This is a genomic window from Verrucomicrobiia bacterium (genome assembly GCA_019634625.1).
Lineage (GTDB): Bacteria > Verrucomicrobiota > Verrucomicrobiia > Limisphaerales > CAIMTB01 > CAIMTB01.
The window spans coordinates 37,537-51,872 of the sequence record JAHCBA010000032.1; the positions used below are offsets into that span (position 1 = coordinate 37,537).

15 protein-coding genes are annotated in these 14,336 nt (G+C 64.2%); 6 read left to right on the forward strand and 9 right to left on the reverse strand.

Going from position 1 to position 14,336, the window contains the following annotated elements; translation table 11 throughout:
* Positions 1 to 93 precede the first annotated feature (93 nt).
* A complete protein-coding gene (locus KF833_17315) occupies positions 94 to 342 on the forward strand; it encodes a type II toxin-antitoxin system prevent-host-death family antitoxin (GenBank protein MBX3747070.1) in 249 nt (82 codons plus the stop codon).
* A gap of 34 nt (positions 343 to 376) precedes the next feature.
* A complete protein-coding gene (locus tag KF833_17320) occupies positions 377 to 811 on the forward strand; it encodes a type II toxin-antitoxin system VapC family toxin (GenBank protein ID MBX3747071.1) in 435 nt (144 codons plus the stop codon).
* Positions 812 to 888: 77 nt separating this feature from the next.
* On the opposite strand, the gene KF833_17325 is transcribed toward KF833_17320, so the two are convergent.
* On the reverse strand, positions 889 to 1,191 hold the full coding sequence (locus tag KF833_17325) for a hypothetical protein (protein ID MBX3747072.1): 303 nt from the start codon (positions 1,189 to 1,191) through the stop codon (positions 889 to 891).
* A 50-nt stretch (positions 1,192 to 1,241) separates the two neighbouring features.
* Between KF833_17325 and KF833_17330 the strand changes: the two genes are divergently transcribed.
* Both KF833_17330 and KF833_17335 read left to right on the forward strand, forming a co-directional pair.
* The gene (locus tag KF833_17330; protein MBX3747073.1) at positions 1,242 to 1,862 is read left to right on the forward strand and encodes a transposase; all 621 of its coding nucleotides are present in this window, start codon (positions 1,242 to 1,244) and stop codon (positions 1,860 to 1,862) included.
* A gap of 27 nt (positions 1,863 to 1,889) precedes the next feature.
* Positions 1,890 to 3,599, forward strand: coding sequence for an HAD-IIB family hydrolase (locus KF833_17335; protein MBX3747074.1), 1,710 nt, complete (start codon positions 1,890 to 1,892; stop codon positions 3,597 to 3,599).
* Between the two features lie 598 nt (positions 3,600 to 4,197).
* Here the strand turns inward: KF833_17335 and KF833_17340 are convergent.
* Positions 4,198 to 4,578 (reverse strand): DUF3592 domain-containing protein, encoded by a 381-nt coding sequence (locus KF833_17340; protein MBX3747075.1) that lies wholly within the window; start codon positions 4,576 to 4,578, stop codon positions 4,198 to 4,200.
* Positions 4,579 to 5,005: 427 nt separating this feature from the next.
* Between KF833_17340 and KF833_17345 the strand changes: the two genes are divergently transcribed.
* Entirely contained in the window at positions 5,006 to 6,847 is a 1,842-nt protein-coding gene (locus KF833_17345; GenBank protein ID MBX3747076.1) for a serine/threonine protein kinase, read from the forward strand.
* 11 nt (positions 6,848 to 6,858) lie between these two features.
* Positions 6,859 to 7,632, forward strand: coding sequence for a sigma-70 family RNA polymerase sigma factor (locus tag KF833_17350; protein ID MBX3747077.1), 774 nt, complete (start codon positions 6,859 to 6,861; stop codon positions 7,630 to 7,632).
* An 80-nt stretch (positions 7,633 to 7,712) separates the two neighbouring features.
* Here the strand turns inward: KF833_17350 and KF833_17355 are convergent, their stop codons facing one another.
* The 7 genes from KF833_17355 to KF833_17385 all read right to left on the reverse strand — a co-directional run bounded on the left by KF833_17355 (position 7,713) and on the right by KF833_17385 (position 14,091).
* Positions 7,713 to 7,859, reverse strand: a complete 147-nt coding sequence (locus KF833_17355; protein ID MBX3747078.1) for a hypothetical protein — start codon at positions 7,857 to 7,859, stop codon at positions 7,713 to 7,715.
* A 266-nt stretch (positions 7,860 to 8,125) separates the two neighbouring features.
* On the reverse strand, positions 8,126 to 8,410 hold the full coding sequence (locus KF833_17360) for a hypothetical protein (GenBank protein MBX3747079.1): 285 nt from the start codon (positions 8,408 to 8,410) through the stop codon (positions 8,126 to 8,128).
* Entirely contained in the window at positions 8,407 to 8,799 is a 393-nt protein-coding gene (locus KF833_17365; protein MBX3747080.1) for a hypothetical protein, read from the reverse strand. The genes KF833_17360 and KF833_17365 overlap by 4 nt, the downstream gene beginning before the upstream one ends.
* Before the next feature lie 28 nt (positions 8,800 to 8,827).
* Entirely contained in the window at positions 8,828 to 9,607 is a 780-nt protein-coding gene (locus KF833_17370; GenBank protein ID MBX3747081.1) for a sigma-70 family RNA polymerase sigma factor, read from the reverse strand.
* A 34-nt stretch (positions 9,608 to 9,641) separates the two neighbouring features.
* Complete coding sequence (locus KF833_17375; protein MBX3747082.1) at positions 9,642 to 13,046, reverse strand: serine/threonine protein kinase; 3,405 nt, start codon at positions 13,044 to 13,046, stop codon at positions 9,642 to 9,644.
* 443 nt (positions 13,047 to 13,489) lie between these two features.
* Positions 13,490 to 13,792: a hypothetical protein gene (locus KF833_17380; GenBank protein MBX3747083.1), complete on the reverse strand. Its 303-nt coding sequence runs from the start codon at positions 13,790 to 13,792 to the stop codon at positions 13,490 to 13,492.
* Between the two features lie 32 nt (positions 13,793 to 13,824).
* Positions 13,825 to 14,091, reverse strand: coding sequence for a DUF433 domain-containing protein (locus KF833_17385; protein ID MBX3747084.1), 267 nt, complete (start codon positions 14,089 to 14,091; stop codon positions 13,825 to 13,827).
* Positions 14,092 to 14,336 lie beyond the last annotated feature (245 nt).

Here is a 14,336-nt window from a genome sequence, read left to right on the forward strand (position 1 = left end):
TGGTGCATGCTCCCCTTCCGCTGCCCGGAGCGGCGTCAACGGAAGGGTTTCCCAGGATTGACGCCGGGATCATGTTATACATCCTTGTGCAACATGAAGACTGCGACGCTGCGTCAACTGCGGCATGAGTTCGGTTCCGTGCTGGCCCTGGTGGAGCAGGGAGAGGCCGTCGCGATCACCAAGCGCGGAAAGCCGATCGCTGTCCTGTCGCCTCCCGCACGGGCGAAGACGCCCAAGGCCAAGCATCGTCCGGACTTCGCCGCACGCCTGAAGCGGATCTATGGCGACACGATCGTTCCCGGAGACGTTGTGGTCGAGGAGCGGCAAACGCACCTTTCGTGATGGCTCCGTGGCGCCATCCGAGAAAGCGACCACCTTGATGGCCTACGCCGATTCGAGCTTTTTGGCTCGTGTCTACACGCCCCACGCGGATTCCGTAAAGGCATTGGGCTGGATGCAGAAGGCGAAGGATCCGTTGCCTTTTACGCCGTTGCATCGACTCGAACTCCGCAACGCCATACGGCTTCGCGTCTTCCGCGGAGAGATCAGCGCCGAGCAACGGAAACTGGCACTGCTGGAGGTCGAATCGGATTTGGACTCCGCCATCCTTACCCACACCCCCATCCCTTGGACGGAAGCATTCCGCGAAACCGAGGAACTCGGTGCGAAACACACGGAAGACCTCGGGGTACGCAGCATTGACCTGCTCCACGTCGGGATTGCCATCGCGTTGAAGGCAACGGACTTCCTAACGTTCGATACGCGGCAGGGGATTCTCGCGAGGGCTGCCGGACTCCGGGTGAGGCCGTGAATCGGCAATGGGTTGAGGATTGTTCATGGCACAATCCCCGAAAGCCCGAAACCCTCTCCACACCACAACCGGCGCTCTCACGCCGTGACGCTGACTGCTGGCATCGGGTCGAGCGGTTCTCCGTTGGCGAGGCGCTCAGCCAGGCTCCAGAGGCCTTTGTTCAGTTCGACCTTGGAGTCGATGCCGCGCAAACCCCGCACCGTCCGCAGTCGCCCCCGGCGATCCCGGTGACCGTCCGCCACGCCGCCCCGGATCAGGTTCTCCTGGACCCGGTTCAACGTGTGCCAGAGGTCCGACCCTTCATCCTCCGGCCGCCGCGCCCCGAGGAGCGTGGCGGGCGAGACAGGGGCCTCGATCTCCGGCGGATACCGGAGACGCAACGCCCGCTCGGCGAACGCCAGCGCTTCCGCGGATTCGAGAATCCGCGTTAGTGGGCGCCATCCAGACCTTCGGCCAATTGATCCACTGCCATCCCCACATCCACGCGTTGGTGACCGAGGGGGTGTTCCTGCCGGACGGCACGTTCCTGGCGTTGCCCAAGCTGGCGAGCGAACCGTTCCTCAAGCTCTGGGAACAGGAGGTCTTCGAGCTGCTCCTGGCCGAGGGTAACATCACCGAAGAGGTCGTCGCGAACGGGCGCTCCTGGAAGCATTCGGGCCTGCGGCTGGTACTCGAACAAGACTCGCGGCCAAACGGCCAAACGCCGGCCCCCCGCCGCAGCGGCGATCCTGCCGGGGCGGCACTCCCCTACGGCCCGGGAGGCTCGGAAAGGCTCGGCGGCACTGATCCGGCAGGTCTACGAAACCGCGACCCCCAGCCGGGGGCCGATCGCCGCCTCCCCAACCGCACGGCTAGGTCCGACGAAGTGACGCAACCCCACGGCCGTCCCACCGGGGACGGCCGTGGGGAGGATTCCACCTCGTCTCAGCCCGACGGTTGCCTTGAACTCCCCCTCCCGATCCGCCAGTCTCGGGACATGGCACAAAGGAAATTCCTATCAGTCCTATCAGTCCTATCAGTTAATTCCTATCAGTCTATCAGTTATCAGTAACAGTCGCATCCCGCCAGGAGTATGCATATGCGCTATTTAGCTCTGGCTGCTGATTATGATGGAACACTCGCCACCGAAGAACGCCTTAACACAGAAACCATGGCAGCCCTCAGGCGTCTTCGCGCCTCCGGCCGCAGGATCATTCTTGTCACGGGACGCCGGCTCGCGGATATAAACCGGGTCTGTCCGGATTGCGAATTGTTTGATTTTATCGTTGCGGAAAACGGTGCTTTAATTTACAATCCTCGATCCAGACAAGAAACGCTTCTTGCCGGCCCGCCGCCCACGGTATTTATTGAACACTTGGAGAAGTCAAACATTCCTTTCGAGCGTGGGCGCATCATCCTGGAAACAACCCTGCCTTTTCACACTCATATCCTTCAGGCCATTCAGAAATTGGGACTGGAACTTCTTATAATATTCAACAAAGGCAGCGTGATGGTCTTGCCTCCCGGCATCAACAAGGCGACGGGACTGGATTACGCGCTGCGGGAACTCGGACTTTCCTTTCATGAGGCGGTAGGAATCGGCGACGCGGAAAATGACCACTCCTTTCTGGAACGTTGCGAATGCTCCGCGGCCGTGGCGAATGCAGTACCGAAGCTCCTTGAAGAAACCGACATCGTTATGCGCAATGAAGCGGGGCGGGGTGTCGTTGAGCTCATCGATGAATTAGTTGACAATGATTTGTCCAGGGTTTCGATTAATCTCGAAAAACATTTTATCGCCGTAGGTCAAGGTGACGACGGAAAGAATGTCACCATCCCTCCCTACGGCATTAACGTTTTGATCGCCGGACCGTCCGCCAGCGGAAAGTCCACCATTACTTCGGGGATCATGGAGCGGCTGATGCATCAGGCTTATCAAATCTGTGTCGTGGATCCGGAAGGTGATTACGGGATGTCATCAAAGAATTTGATCACCCTCGGCCATCAGCGGCACGCGGTTGAAGTCGGGGAGGCCATGGCCATTCTGGAGGACCCGAAGATCAATCTCAATGTCAATCTTTTGGGCTGGCCTTTGTCGGACAGACCCGCTTTTTTTGGAGAGTTTTTTCCAGGCGTTCGATCGTTAAGGACGCGCGCCGGTCGCCCGCACTGGATCATTCTTGATGAAGCTCATCACATGCTGCCGAAGGAATGGGGACATCTTCAGGAAGCGCTGCCCTGGAAGCTGGGAGAAACGATCCTTGTGACCGTACATCCGGGACAGCTGCCTGGCGGCATTCTGTCGCTGATGGATATTGTGATCGCCGTCGGACCTCAACCGGAGAAAACTCTGGGTGAATTTAGCAGCGCAACGGGCCTTGTGTTTAACAGCATCTCCTGTCCGGCCCATAGAAAAGGATACGCCGTTGTCTGGTTTCCCCGGCGTAAAGAACCTCCTGTTTCAGTGCGCATCATTCCGGCAAGCGGCGAACACCTCCGCCATCGCCGCAAGTATGCCGAGGGCGATATGCGCCACAGCAGTTTTTATTTCCGCGGCCCCAATGGCCGGCATAATTTGAAAACCCAGAATCTCGTCATCTTTTCTGTCATTGCGCAGGGTATTGACGAGGAAACCTGGCTCTATCACCTGTATCAGGGGGATTATACAAGGTGGTTTCGAGAGTCGATCAAAGACCCTTATCTTGCTGATCAGACCGAGCGTATCCAGCAGCGAAAAGGTTTAAAACCGGAAGAAACCCGGAAGCTTATTCTTAATCTTATTGAGGCCCGATACACTTTACCGGAATGACATGTTCTCAAAATTCCTATTAGTAACTTCAGCTTGGATAGGTCCGGAGCCAGGGGCATGGGCGGAAGTCGCCGTCCGGTAAACTGGAACTTCGTCTGCCCCTGGCCATTTGGGCCAGGTGTCACCTTGACCGACTTGAGCGTGTCTCCCTCCAGCGTGGCGGAGATGGTCTCGACAAAGTCACCACCAAAGGGTCTTCGGCTCATGACCAACTTGCCGTCTTCGAGCCTGGCTGCAGGCAGCGGCCCGAAGGTGCCGTCCATCCTGACCAGCCTGGCCTTGAGCTGCCCCTGGTCTTCCTCGACCCCAAGCCAGGCCGGCCAGCCGCCCGGACGCGTGAGTCCCCAACTGCCGCAATAAGGGCTGTCGGCGGCCCGGGCATCACCGAGCCCCGCCCCCGTCAGGGCCGTGGTCCAAGCCGCCAGCGCCCAAACGGTCACGAATGCGGTGGCAGGAAAGCTCTTGGTCCTCACACCGATCTGCTCACGAGTCTTCATAGCACCCGCCTTCACTTGTCAACGGACGATGGATCCACCAGCACCGACGGCCTGCGCATTCGGGGCTCTGAAGATGTGCCTGCCAAACCGGGATCGTCCGTTCAGGAAACAGGGTGGGACGCCGTGGCGTTCTGCCGAGCGCTGTGTGATCGCCGAAGAGACCCCGCCGCGAGGAATACGATGCCGATCGACGCAAACACCGCCCCAAGCAACCATCGTTGAACGAAACTATCGATGCGCGCCCTATTGGGCTGGGCGGGGTTGTAAAGCACCTTGACCGGCGTCCCCGCGACCGGGGGCGGGCTGGTGGACACCCCATCGAAGCGGATGACGCTACCGTCCGGCGCCGCGAATTCGACCACCGGGTAGAATTCCGGGCCTTCGGCGCCCGGCGTGGCGCCCTTTAAGCCGTCTGATGTCCGCGCGACGCCGGCTGGTTCGCCGCCGGATCGGCCGCAATCCCCTGCACCGAGCGGGCCCAGACCTGGCCGGCATCCAGGGTGGCGCCGGGGTCAGATCTGCGATTATGACAATCCGGCGGTGTCCTTCGGTGGCCCCATCAGCCACGGGATTGCCCAACGGGCTTCGATGCCTGGCTGCCTCCACGAGATCTGGTGGCATTGGTGTCGGACCCAGATTGTCAAAAACGCAGATGTGACCCCCCCCTCGCTCTCGGTCCCGAATGCGTGGCGCTTCTCGGCGGTTTCCGTGTAACCTTGCCCGCTGGGTCGCACAGGAAGCTGCGTCATGAAAGAGCCTCCCTCCCCGTCCAAGGCAACTTGCCCGATCTGCAGCGGCCCCATTCCGGCAGGAGCCAGGCTCGGCCTCTGCCCAAAGTGCGCCCTGACCGCCGCCGCTGCTCCAACCGAAGCCGGCGCGACCGGGGCGGATTGTCCACCTCCCCCCACCTTGGAGGCCGTTGCCGCGGCCTTTCCTCAGCTAGAGATCCAGGCCCTGATCGGCCAGGGGGGTATGGCGGCGGTCTATCGGGCGCGACAACTGAAGCTGGACCGGTTGGTGGCGCTGAAGTTGATGGCGCAACCCGCAGCGGGGGGGACCGATTTCACCGAACGCTTCCACCGGGAGGCTCGCGTGCTGGCCCGGCTCAACCATCCGGGCATCGTCAGCGTCTTCGATTACGGGGAAGCCGGTGGCTTCTTCTACCTTCTGATGGAGTACGTGGATGGTGTGAATCTGAGGCAGGCGATGAAGGCCAGCCGGTTTACCCCGGCGCAAGCCCTGGCGCTCGTGCCGCGCATATGCGAGGCCCTTCAATTCGCCCATAACGAAGGCATTCTCCACCGCGATATCAAGCCCGAGAACATTCTTCTCGACACCCGCGGCCGGCTGAAGATCGCCGACTTCGGCATTGCCAAGCTCCTCGGAGACCGCGTTCCGGACACCACCCTCACCGCCCAGGGCCTCGCCGTCGGCACGCCCAATTTCATGGCGCCCGAACAATTGGAGCACCCGGGAGATGTGGATCAGCGCGCGGACATCTACTCGCTGGGAGTTGTCTTCTACGAAATGCTGACCGGCGAGTTGCCCCTGGGTCGTTTCGCTCCCCCCTCGCAGAAGACTTCGGTCGACGCACTCGTCGACGAAGTGGTGCTGCGCGCCCTCGAACGAGAACGCGAGCGCCGCTACCACAGCGCCGGGGAGATGAAGACCGAGGTGGAAGGCGTCACACCCTCGCCCGGCGCCGTCGGGGGCGCCGGTGGGCCAGTGCGGGTCGCCAAAGGCGCAGCTTCGAAGCCGGATTTTCTGCTTTGCCACCCCCGCCTGCCGAAGGTGGCTCAGGCGATCGTCGCCTACGCGGTCCTTGTCGTTCCCTTCCTCTGGGCGCTCAGCGTGACCTTGCGCCCGCCGCAATTCATCAAACCGGAGACCCCCGCTTCGGCCCATGTCCTCGAAGCGGCCTGGAGCTTCCTGGGCGAAGGTGTCGGCCGTTTCCTCACCATGGTGATGCTGGTGGCGGGCGGGTTGAAATTGCGGGTGCTTCGATCCGGGGGTCCGCGATGGCTTCGGGCTGCCATCTGGCTCCGACTCTGGCTGATCGTCCTGGGCGTGATCGTCACCACCTGGGTGATGGTCCTGGAGGGAAGCTCGGGCGGAGCCGTTCAGGTCGGCGCCGGATCGTCCCCGACGGCCTCGAGCGTGTTGCTCGCCCTCTGGATCCTGGGGACCGCGTTCGAGTTCGCCATGCTGGTCTGGCTCCGCCGGAACAGGACCTTGCTCGATGACCTCTGCGTCGAGGGCGTCGCGTCACCGCCCGAGGTGGGTCCGTCCGGCACTGTGGTCCTCGAACGACGCGCCGATCCTGGTCCGCACACTGCCTCGTCCGGTCCCATCGCAGCCGCCCGGCCATCGGCTCATTCCCCCGTGGCCGGGAGGATTTTTTGGGAGTCTCCCGTCGGTTTGGCGGTCGCTCTCCTGGCCTTCCTGGCGCTGTGCTTCCTGATACTAGGGCCTTGGATCGGGACGTGCACCGGCACGGACCTGCGCTCGCCGGTACCGGATGCGGTGGGAAAGCCGCTGGCGTTCCTGGCCTTGCTGCTGGTGACCTTTGGCGCGGTGGCGAAGGGCCACCGTTGGACGGCACATCGCCGCGTGGTCGAAAAGACGGTCGGGGAGTCCGCCGGCGGTCCCGAACCGACCGGCGGACCGAAAGGGGCGGTCTCGGCGGAACGGTCCGCGGGCGCGCTGCGAACGAGCGCGGCCTCTTCTCATGGTGACGCCGGAGGTGCATGAACTTCGGTGCCATGGATCCCTCGACCGCATCCGCCGGCCGGGAAACCCGGCCAGGGAACTTCGCCGCAACCCGCTGGACCCTCGTCCAGCGGGCACGCGGTGTTTCGCCGGAGGCCCGGGCGGCGCTCGGCGAACTGTGCGAAGCGTACTACGAACCGGTCCACGCCTTCATCCGCCAGCTCGAAGCGGATCCGGAGGAAGCCTGCGATCTGACGCAATCCTTCTTCGCCCACCTGCTTTCCGGGCGGGCGTTCGCGGCGGTGGAACCGGGCCGCGGCCGTTTCCGCTCCTACCTGCTCGGCGCGGTGAAGCACTTCCTGGCCGAATCACACCGGACCGCCGCGGCCGCCAAGCGGGGAGGCGGGCAACGCCCGGTCTCCCTGGCAGACCGCGCAGGGATGGAGACCACGACCGAGCTGCAAGTCCCCGATCCGACCGGACCCGCGCCGGATGTGGTCTATGACCGTCAGTGGGCCGTCTCGCTCGTCGAACGCGCGGGAGAAATCCTCGCCGCGGAGTACGAAGCCAGCCAGGGGCCGGAACGCTTCGCCGCCCTTAAGCCCTGGCTCCTGGGAGACCCACGCACGCTCTCCCAGTCGGAGGCCGCCGGCCGTCTGGGACTGAGCGACGGCGCGTTCAAGGTGGCGATCCACCGGATGCGCCGACGCTTCCGCGAACTGGTTCGGGTGGAGATCGCCCACACGGTGGGCGACCCCACACAGATCGAGGAAGAATTGCGTTACCTCGTCGAGGTCCTGGTCCGGAACGAGTCGGGCGGCGGCTGAAGGCGTTGGGTGGGGTAGGAGTTTATGTTCACCGCGATCGCGATCGTCACGGCATGGGATGGCGCCCGGGCGACTGCTGTTCAGGGTGCCACTTCGATGGTGAACCCCGCTTTCCTCTGCTCGTCTCTCCACAACTCGATGTGGCGCTTCTCGTCGTAGCCGCTCGGGCGCTTGTACCAGATCTCCCGGTACAGCCTCACCGACTCGCCCGTTTCGGGGTTCTTCATCGTGCAGATGGCCTTCGGCTCGGCCGGTCCGCATCCGGTGGGCAGGGTCAGCAGAATCCAGAGCCAGGTTATGAGCAGGCCAAGGCCTGAACGGCCGGGGCGTTCGTCCCGCGACACACCGCCATGACCGGAGGGTTTCACTTCCCCTCGGGAACAACCTGGAATGGGAGTTCGAGCGACTGCGAGGGCGCCGGTTCCGGCTAGATGGTCAGGGTCAGCAGGATCCATTCGGAAATGTTCTTCGAAGCGAGCATCAGGCACCTGGCCTACGGCATCTCGCCGCATCGCGGGCATCGAGTTTGGAGTCGGAACGCCTGGACCTTCATCAGCGCGCCGCATTTGGGGCATGGGCGTCCCCGGTTCCGTGCGATCCAAACGACTTCTTCGGCCAGGTAGGCCAGGATCAACATGCTGGCGGCGGCGACGCCGACGAGCCAGCGCATCGAGGTGTCAGGAGTGCCCGTGAGGGACAGGGCTGCGACGACGATGAGGACGGTGGCCGCCCCGGGCTTCAGTTTGCGATAGCGATCCCACATCGTGCTTCCTTTCATCCAGGCTGTTCATGGTCCTCCCGCATCGGCAAACCACAGCGGGGGCAGTGCTGCCACTGCGTCCAGGTGTCGGGGTCGTTGTCGCTCTCGACGTTCCAGTCACATCCGCAGCGCGGACATCGCGCATCGGGTTTGGGCAGCAGGAATCGGCCGATGATCGCGCCGATGCAAAATGTCGCCGCGGCCAGGCCCCAGGCGAGGCTGAGCCGGCTTTCGTCAAGATCCTCCCGGGATTGGAGTCCCCAGACGGCGACTCCGACGACTCCGGCCGCCAGCAGGCAGGCACTCACCACGCGGCGGGAGCGCTGTCCGTGACAGAGCGCCGCACGTTTGCGGGCGACAACACCGTCCGCGAATGGCGGGCCAGGCTCGAGCGGGTTCGTTTTCATGCTCGCGAAGGAGTCGATGCCGGGCCGATCACCCATCCCGGGTGGGCGCGCGCGCCAGCACGTCCACGAGATAGCGCAGTTCCTCGTTCACCTGGCCGGTGTCGTCCACGGTCTGGGCGATTTCCTGCTTCACCAGCGCTCGAAAGCGCTGGCGCAGCCGATGCACGGCAACCTTGACGGCGCCTTCGCTCGATCCGAGCTCGCGGGCAGCATCGGCCTGGGAGAGCGCGGGCACCTCACCCAACAGCCACGGCTTCAGGATGGTGAACTGCCGGCCTTTCCCGTCTCGAACCGATTCGTCGCCCAGCGCCGCCACGGCGCGATCGACGAGCGTGGTGGCCCAATGGCGATCGAAGAACGCGTCCGACGCAGGAGCTGCTGGATCAGGGATCGGCAGTTCGCTCGTGGTGTCGCCGCCTGCGCCGGCCTCGATGGAAACCGGCGCTTGGCCACCGCCGCGTTTGGCGGCGCAGGCGCGGTCCCGTTCACCGGCCAGGAAGTGCTTCACCACACCCAGAAGATAGGAGCGGAATCGTGCAGCCCCGGGCTCGACTGGGTTCAGGCGGCGTGCCGACAGGAGCTTCGCGAAGAAGCCCTGGGTCAGGTCGCGGGCGGCTTCCTCGCTCCGCCCCGAGCGTCGAATGAAGGCGAACACCGGTCCGTAATAGGCCTCGCAGAGCTCGGCCAGGGCCAGCTGCGACTCCGCCGACGGGTCGCAGGCACGCCGAACGAGCGTCCAGCGCGTGGGGACGAAACGGCCTCCCGCCGGCGTCGACGTTCGCTCGGGATGGTGTGCAAGGGAGGTCATTGCGGCAATTCCGCTTCGGGTTGGAGAGCGAAGTTCATGGCCAGAACTCGGGACCCCGGGACGGCGCTGCTGGCAGCCAACGACTCCCGGCCAGACAACCGGACGCCACCACGACCAACGTATGATGGACCCACCCGGTGGCGTCTCGCATCGACTTCCGTGGGGTCGCCGCGTCGGGACGGCCACCCGTGGCCCAGCGGCGCAACGTCCAGGCCGCCATGACGACCACGGCAACGCAACCGATCAGCACGGCGCCGGTGAAGACCTCCCCCTGACCAGGAGCCGGCTCCCATCCGAACGAGCGCGCCGCCCAGGCCAGCAGCGGCGGAAGCAGTCGGATCAACAGGCCGGTCGGGACCCCCAGAAGGCCAATGATTGCCAACCGGGCACCGAGCGTCGTGCCTTGGCTCGCACGGATTTCCCGCAGCGCCGCCGAACCGAAGAACAGCGCGAGAAGGCCCACGAAGCCGCCGGTTCCCAGCACCAGGAGCTCCCTGGCGGACAGCGGGAAGCCAAACGGAGGCAGGCCGTCCGCTCCCAGCGAATCGTGGAGTTGGCCAAGAGCGCCGAGGACCAGCAGCCAGGAGGGGATGGCGCACAGAGCGCTGCTGATCGCCAACCAGGAGATCCGGACCGGGCCGGGCGGGCCACCCGGCGGTCGTTCGTGAGGGACGTCCTGAGCACTCGGCGGTTCGTCGCTCGTGACCGCATCGAGGTCCCCGCGGTGCAGCGCACGATTCGCCTGGAGGAAGCCCAGCGCATACCAGGCACTGGCGACTCCGAAGAGGACCATGCCGACACAGGCGAGCACAAAGAGGGCATCGGGGCCGCGATGGGCCAACGCCAGAGAACGCCAGACCATGAGCGCGTCGCTGACCCCGAACGCCAGCAGCAGCGGTAGGGCCCGCCGATTCCATCCCGCCTGCGCACTCACCGACACGGCGGCAGGGTCGGAGGACGATGGGTTCCTCCCGGTCAGAGCAGTGGTCGCGGCACGGATCGCATCAAACCAGCGAGCCACTTCCGCGTTGATCACGGCGGTCGACCGGCTTTCCGGAGGGATGGGTGTCAGGTGCACGATCCGGCTTCCCGGTCCGGATCCGAAGGTGATCGAGAGGAAACTGACCCGTCCGTATTTCATCACCCACGGGGTGCTCCATAGCTGAAACTGGCCAAGGCTCAGGTCGCGAATCTCCCTCAGTGGAATCATCACCCGTGTGTGCCAGGGGCTGAGAAATACCAGTTCACTGCCTTCCAACCGCAACTCGCCCCGGCATTGGAAGATGTGCGCCTGCGGCCCTGGGAAGCTATTCCGCATCCGGTCTGGCGAAGAGAAGTAGCAGGGCGACCGCTTGGATCCTGCCTCAAGGGAAACCAGGCTCTCGGGAGGCGAAGGGGACCCCGGCTTGAGGGACACATCCGCGGTGGAAGCCACGCCGGTTCCGCCTTCCGGAGTCGGGGGGTTCCCGGCGGCGTCGCGAGCCAGGCCGCGAGAAATGGCCTCCATTCGGAAGGCGACCAGCGCGACGGCCAACGCCAGAAACGCACCGAGCCCGCACGCGAACGAAGTCGAGGCGACGTTCAACGCGATGCCCCCGGAGGTTCCCGGGCCAGGATCCGGGTGCCATCGTTCCAACCAGGGTTCGAAGGCTCCGACACTCCACTCGCACACCGGCCCCGCGGGCCCGGATCGCTCCGAAACCGAGAAGGACGCGAAGAAGATCGCCAGCACGCAGGCGGCGAGGATCAGGGCGTTGCGCACCACACTCCTCGCCGCGGGAACGACCCGAAGCCATCTCCGTTCCCACGCCCGCAGTTCCGGCGGTCGGGCGGTCAGCTTACCCATTCGTTGCCGCCACCATCGCGCCGACAGCAGGATCGCCATCGAGAGCGCCGCCGTGAGCGGACCCCACATCCACTCACTCAACCGGTTGGGGAGTCTTCCCGCCGTCATCAGGGGAACGATGGCGAAGGCTACCGTGCAACCCGCCGCGGAGAGGAGGAACGCTTTCCCCAGTTCGATCCATGACCAACTTTCCGCTGTTTTTGCCCTTTCGATGGGGAGCGTTCGGCCGGTCTCCCGGCGGATCGCTTCCTGAAGCGCGAGGGTCCAGTCCTGGACCAGCGCATTGGTCTCCCAAGGTGGCATCAGGGCGCTCTTCGCCGGCGTGAACAACAGCGTGCGTGTGGCGCCGCCGTCCTCGTGGGTTACCGCGAGGTAACTCAAGGGCACCGGCTTGGCCGACGCGGGGTAGTCCCCGTTGGCCAGGGACCAGATGGACCGCAAGGGGATGGTCACGGCCTGCCAACCGCTGCGGAAGGCCAGCGATTCCCGCTGCAGACGGAGTTCCCCCTCCGCCTCGTAGATGTTCACGAACCGCCCGCGGAAACTGCGCAGGTGCTCCGGGGTGCTGACGAAACACGCCGAAACCTTCGGCTCCCAATCGACCGCAGGTTCCGCGCGAGGAACTGCGGTCGCCGGCGGCGGGACGGAGGGCCGTGTGGATGTGATGGTCTCGACCTGCGCCTTCACCTCGGTGGCGGTCCGCTGTCGGCGCTCGCGTTCCTTCTCCAGGGTCCGCAGAACGACGTCGTCGACGCGCGGGTCCATCGGCGCCTTTTGGGATGGCGGCGCGAATCGGCCGATGGGCAGTTCGCCGGTGAGCATCTCGTAGAGCACCACCCCCAGCGAGTAGATGTCGGCACGCTGGTCCACCTCCTGCGGGCGTTCGAGTTGTTCGGGCGCCATGTAGTGGGGGGTGCCCACCGCCAGCCCGCTGCCGGTGAGGTTGGCTTCCGCCGTCGTGTCACCGAGGAGTTTCGCGATGCCGAAATCGACGATCTTCACCCGCCCCCGGGCGTCGAGCAGGATATTCTCGGGTTTGATATCACGGTGCAGGATGCCTTCGTCATGGGCGAATTGGAGGGCCTCGCAGATCCGCGGCACGAGGGCCAGCGCCTGGGCGGGCGTGAATCGCCCCGCCTCCATCGCCTGGCGCAGATTCACGCCATCCACGAACTCCATCAGCAGGAAGAAGAACCCTCCCATCTCGCCGAAATCGTGCACGCTGACGATCCCCGGATGATTGAGCCGTGCCAGGACGCGCGCCTCGCGGTGGAACCGTTCCGCGAACGCGGCCGACGTCGCCAGCGACGGCGACAACAGCTTCAACGCCACCCACCGGTCCAGCTTGGGCTGTCGCGCCTTGTAGACCGCCCCCATGCCGCCCGTGCCGATCAACTCCAGAATCTCCAGTTGGGGGAATGCGGCAGCCACCGAGGCCAACGTTGGGGGCACAGCCCTGGATGGCCTCGGATCGATTTCCGTAGCCATGGCCACGGCGGCGAGGGCGCACTTCGGGCAGAGGCCCTGGGTGGCCTCGCCGGGGATGTAGCCGCCGCATTTCGGGCAGCGAGTGGGTGAAGGCGGAGTGTTCATACCGAGTCCTTCCCTGGGAATCGGTCAGACGTGGTTACACGAAATTCGTCGCGTCGCGCACGTGTTCCGTGGTCAGACGGCGAGTCCCACCTTCGAACCCCCGGTCGATCGGTGGCTGATTTCGCTCGCCCGCCAGAAGACCGGGCCCCGCTGCCGCGCCTTTAGCCGCCAGATGTAACAATGCCAACGTTGACCCGACGGTCGGCTGCAAGCTTGTATTAACTCATTAACTTCAATCTCAGCGCGGATGCGTTTCTCCAGCGCATTGTTGGCGTCGCCGAAAGGTCAGGGGTTGGCTGGACGTTCAAGGTTACGAACATGAAACGAAACTCAAAGCCGCGCGCTGAGACGGGTTCGGGCTGGTGAAGCCGTTTCCTGGGCGTCCATGCCCGTCTCGATGAAATCCAAGTCGGCGTTGGCGGACGCGATCTCTTGATGGGCAATCAAGGCGCCTTGGGCGGAGGCACCTCAACCCGGATCACCTCCCGAGGGAGGGGGCGATCCAGCAAGTCCAGGACGGCAGGGGCAAGTGGCGCGAGGGTCTCGAAACGGTTGTCCTGGACCACCAGCATGATGACAGGCAAGGGCAGTGCCTTCAGGTTCTGTTGGTACTGCACATTCTGATCCACCGTCACAAACACGTCGAACTGCTCGGCTGCGCGAGCCAGAAGGGTCCCGTTGCTGAGCGCGGACCAGCCTTGCTCAAAAGCCGTTCGGACTTCGTGGCCCACTAAAAGGCGACGCAACCGTCGAGGGACACAATGGTCAAGAAGCACCCTCACGCAGTGGCCGATTCGGCAAGCAAAAGGTCCTCCGCCGCCAGCGCAATGACTTCTTCGGCCTGTTGACGTGTGACGCCCGGGAAATCGTCCAGGAAGGTCTCCAGGGAGTCTCCAGCTCGGAGATGGTCGAAGAGGCTACGAACTGGCACTCGCGTGCCGCGGAAGACCCGGACTCCCCCCAATCGGGACGGGTCCGATTCCGAGAACTGGGCGAGCCGAGCGAGGATCGAGGCGCGCGAAACGGTTTCGAGTTGAGGAGCCATAGTGCGACCTGGGCTTTCATACTCTCATCGCGCGCCTTTGCCAATTCCGCGCTTCGTGCTGCATTTCAGCTACTCTCGGGCCTCGCCGAAGTGAAAGTAAATGGCGCCTCCCAGCATGACCGATTCTTAAGGGCGGGCATGCCGAGGCCCCTTGTTCCCTTCTTCCAGCCGGGACCTCAAGGCGCTTTTCCTCGACTAGGCAGCTTCCGTCGGGCCACCGCGCCATCGCCGAACGTGGCTGCAGC

What these genes read in the sequence shown, in the direction of transcription:
- KF833_17335 (MBX3747074.1), top strand. Translation starts at nt 1,890, where the DNA reads ATGCGCTATTTAGCTCTGGCTGCTGATTATGATGGAACACTCGCCACC.
- KF833_17315 (MBX3747070.1), top strand. Translation starts at nt 94, where the DNA reads ATGAAGACTGCGACGCTGCGTCAACTGCGGCATGAGTTCGGTTCCGTG.
- KF833_17375 (MBX3747082.1), bottom strand. Translation starts at nt 13,046, where the DNA reads ATGAACACTCCGCCTTCACCCACTCGCTGCCCGAAATGCGGCGGCTAC.
- KF833_17365 (MBX3747080.1), bottom strand. Translation starts at nt 8,799, where the DNA reads ATGAAAACGAACCCGCTCGAGCCTGGCCCGCCATTCGCGGACGGTGTT.
- KF833_17360 (MBX3747079.1), bottom strand. Translation starts at nt 8,410, where the DNA reads ATGAAAGGAAGCACGATGTGGGATCGCTATCGCAAACTGAAGCCCGGG.
- KF833_17370 (MBX3747081.1), bottom strand. Translation starts at nt 9,607, where the DNA reads ATGACCTCCCTTGCACACCATCCCGAGCGAACGTCGACGCCGGCGGGA.
- KF833_17385 (MBX3747084.1), bottom strand. Translation starts at nt 14,091, where the DNA reads ATGGCTCCTCAACTCGAAACCGTTTCGCGCGCCTCGATCCTCGCTCGG.
- KF833_17355 (MBX3747078.1), bottom strand. Translation starts at nt 7,859, where the DNA reads ATGAAGAACCCCGAAACGGGCGAGTCGGTGAGGCTGTACCGGGAGATC.
- KF833_17350 (MBX3747077.1), top strand. Translation starts at nt 6,859, where the DNA reads ATGGATCCCTCGACCGCATCCGCCGGCCGGGAAACCCGGCCAGGGAAC.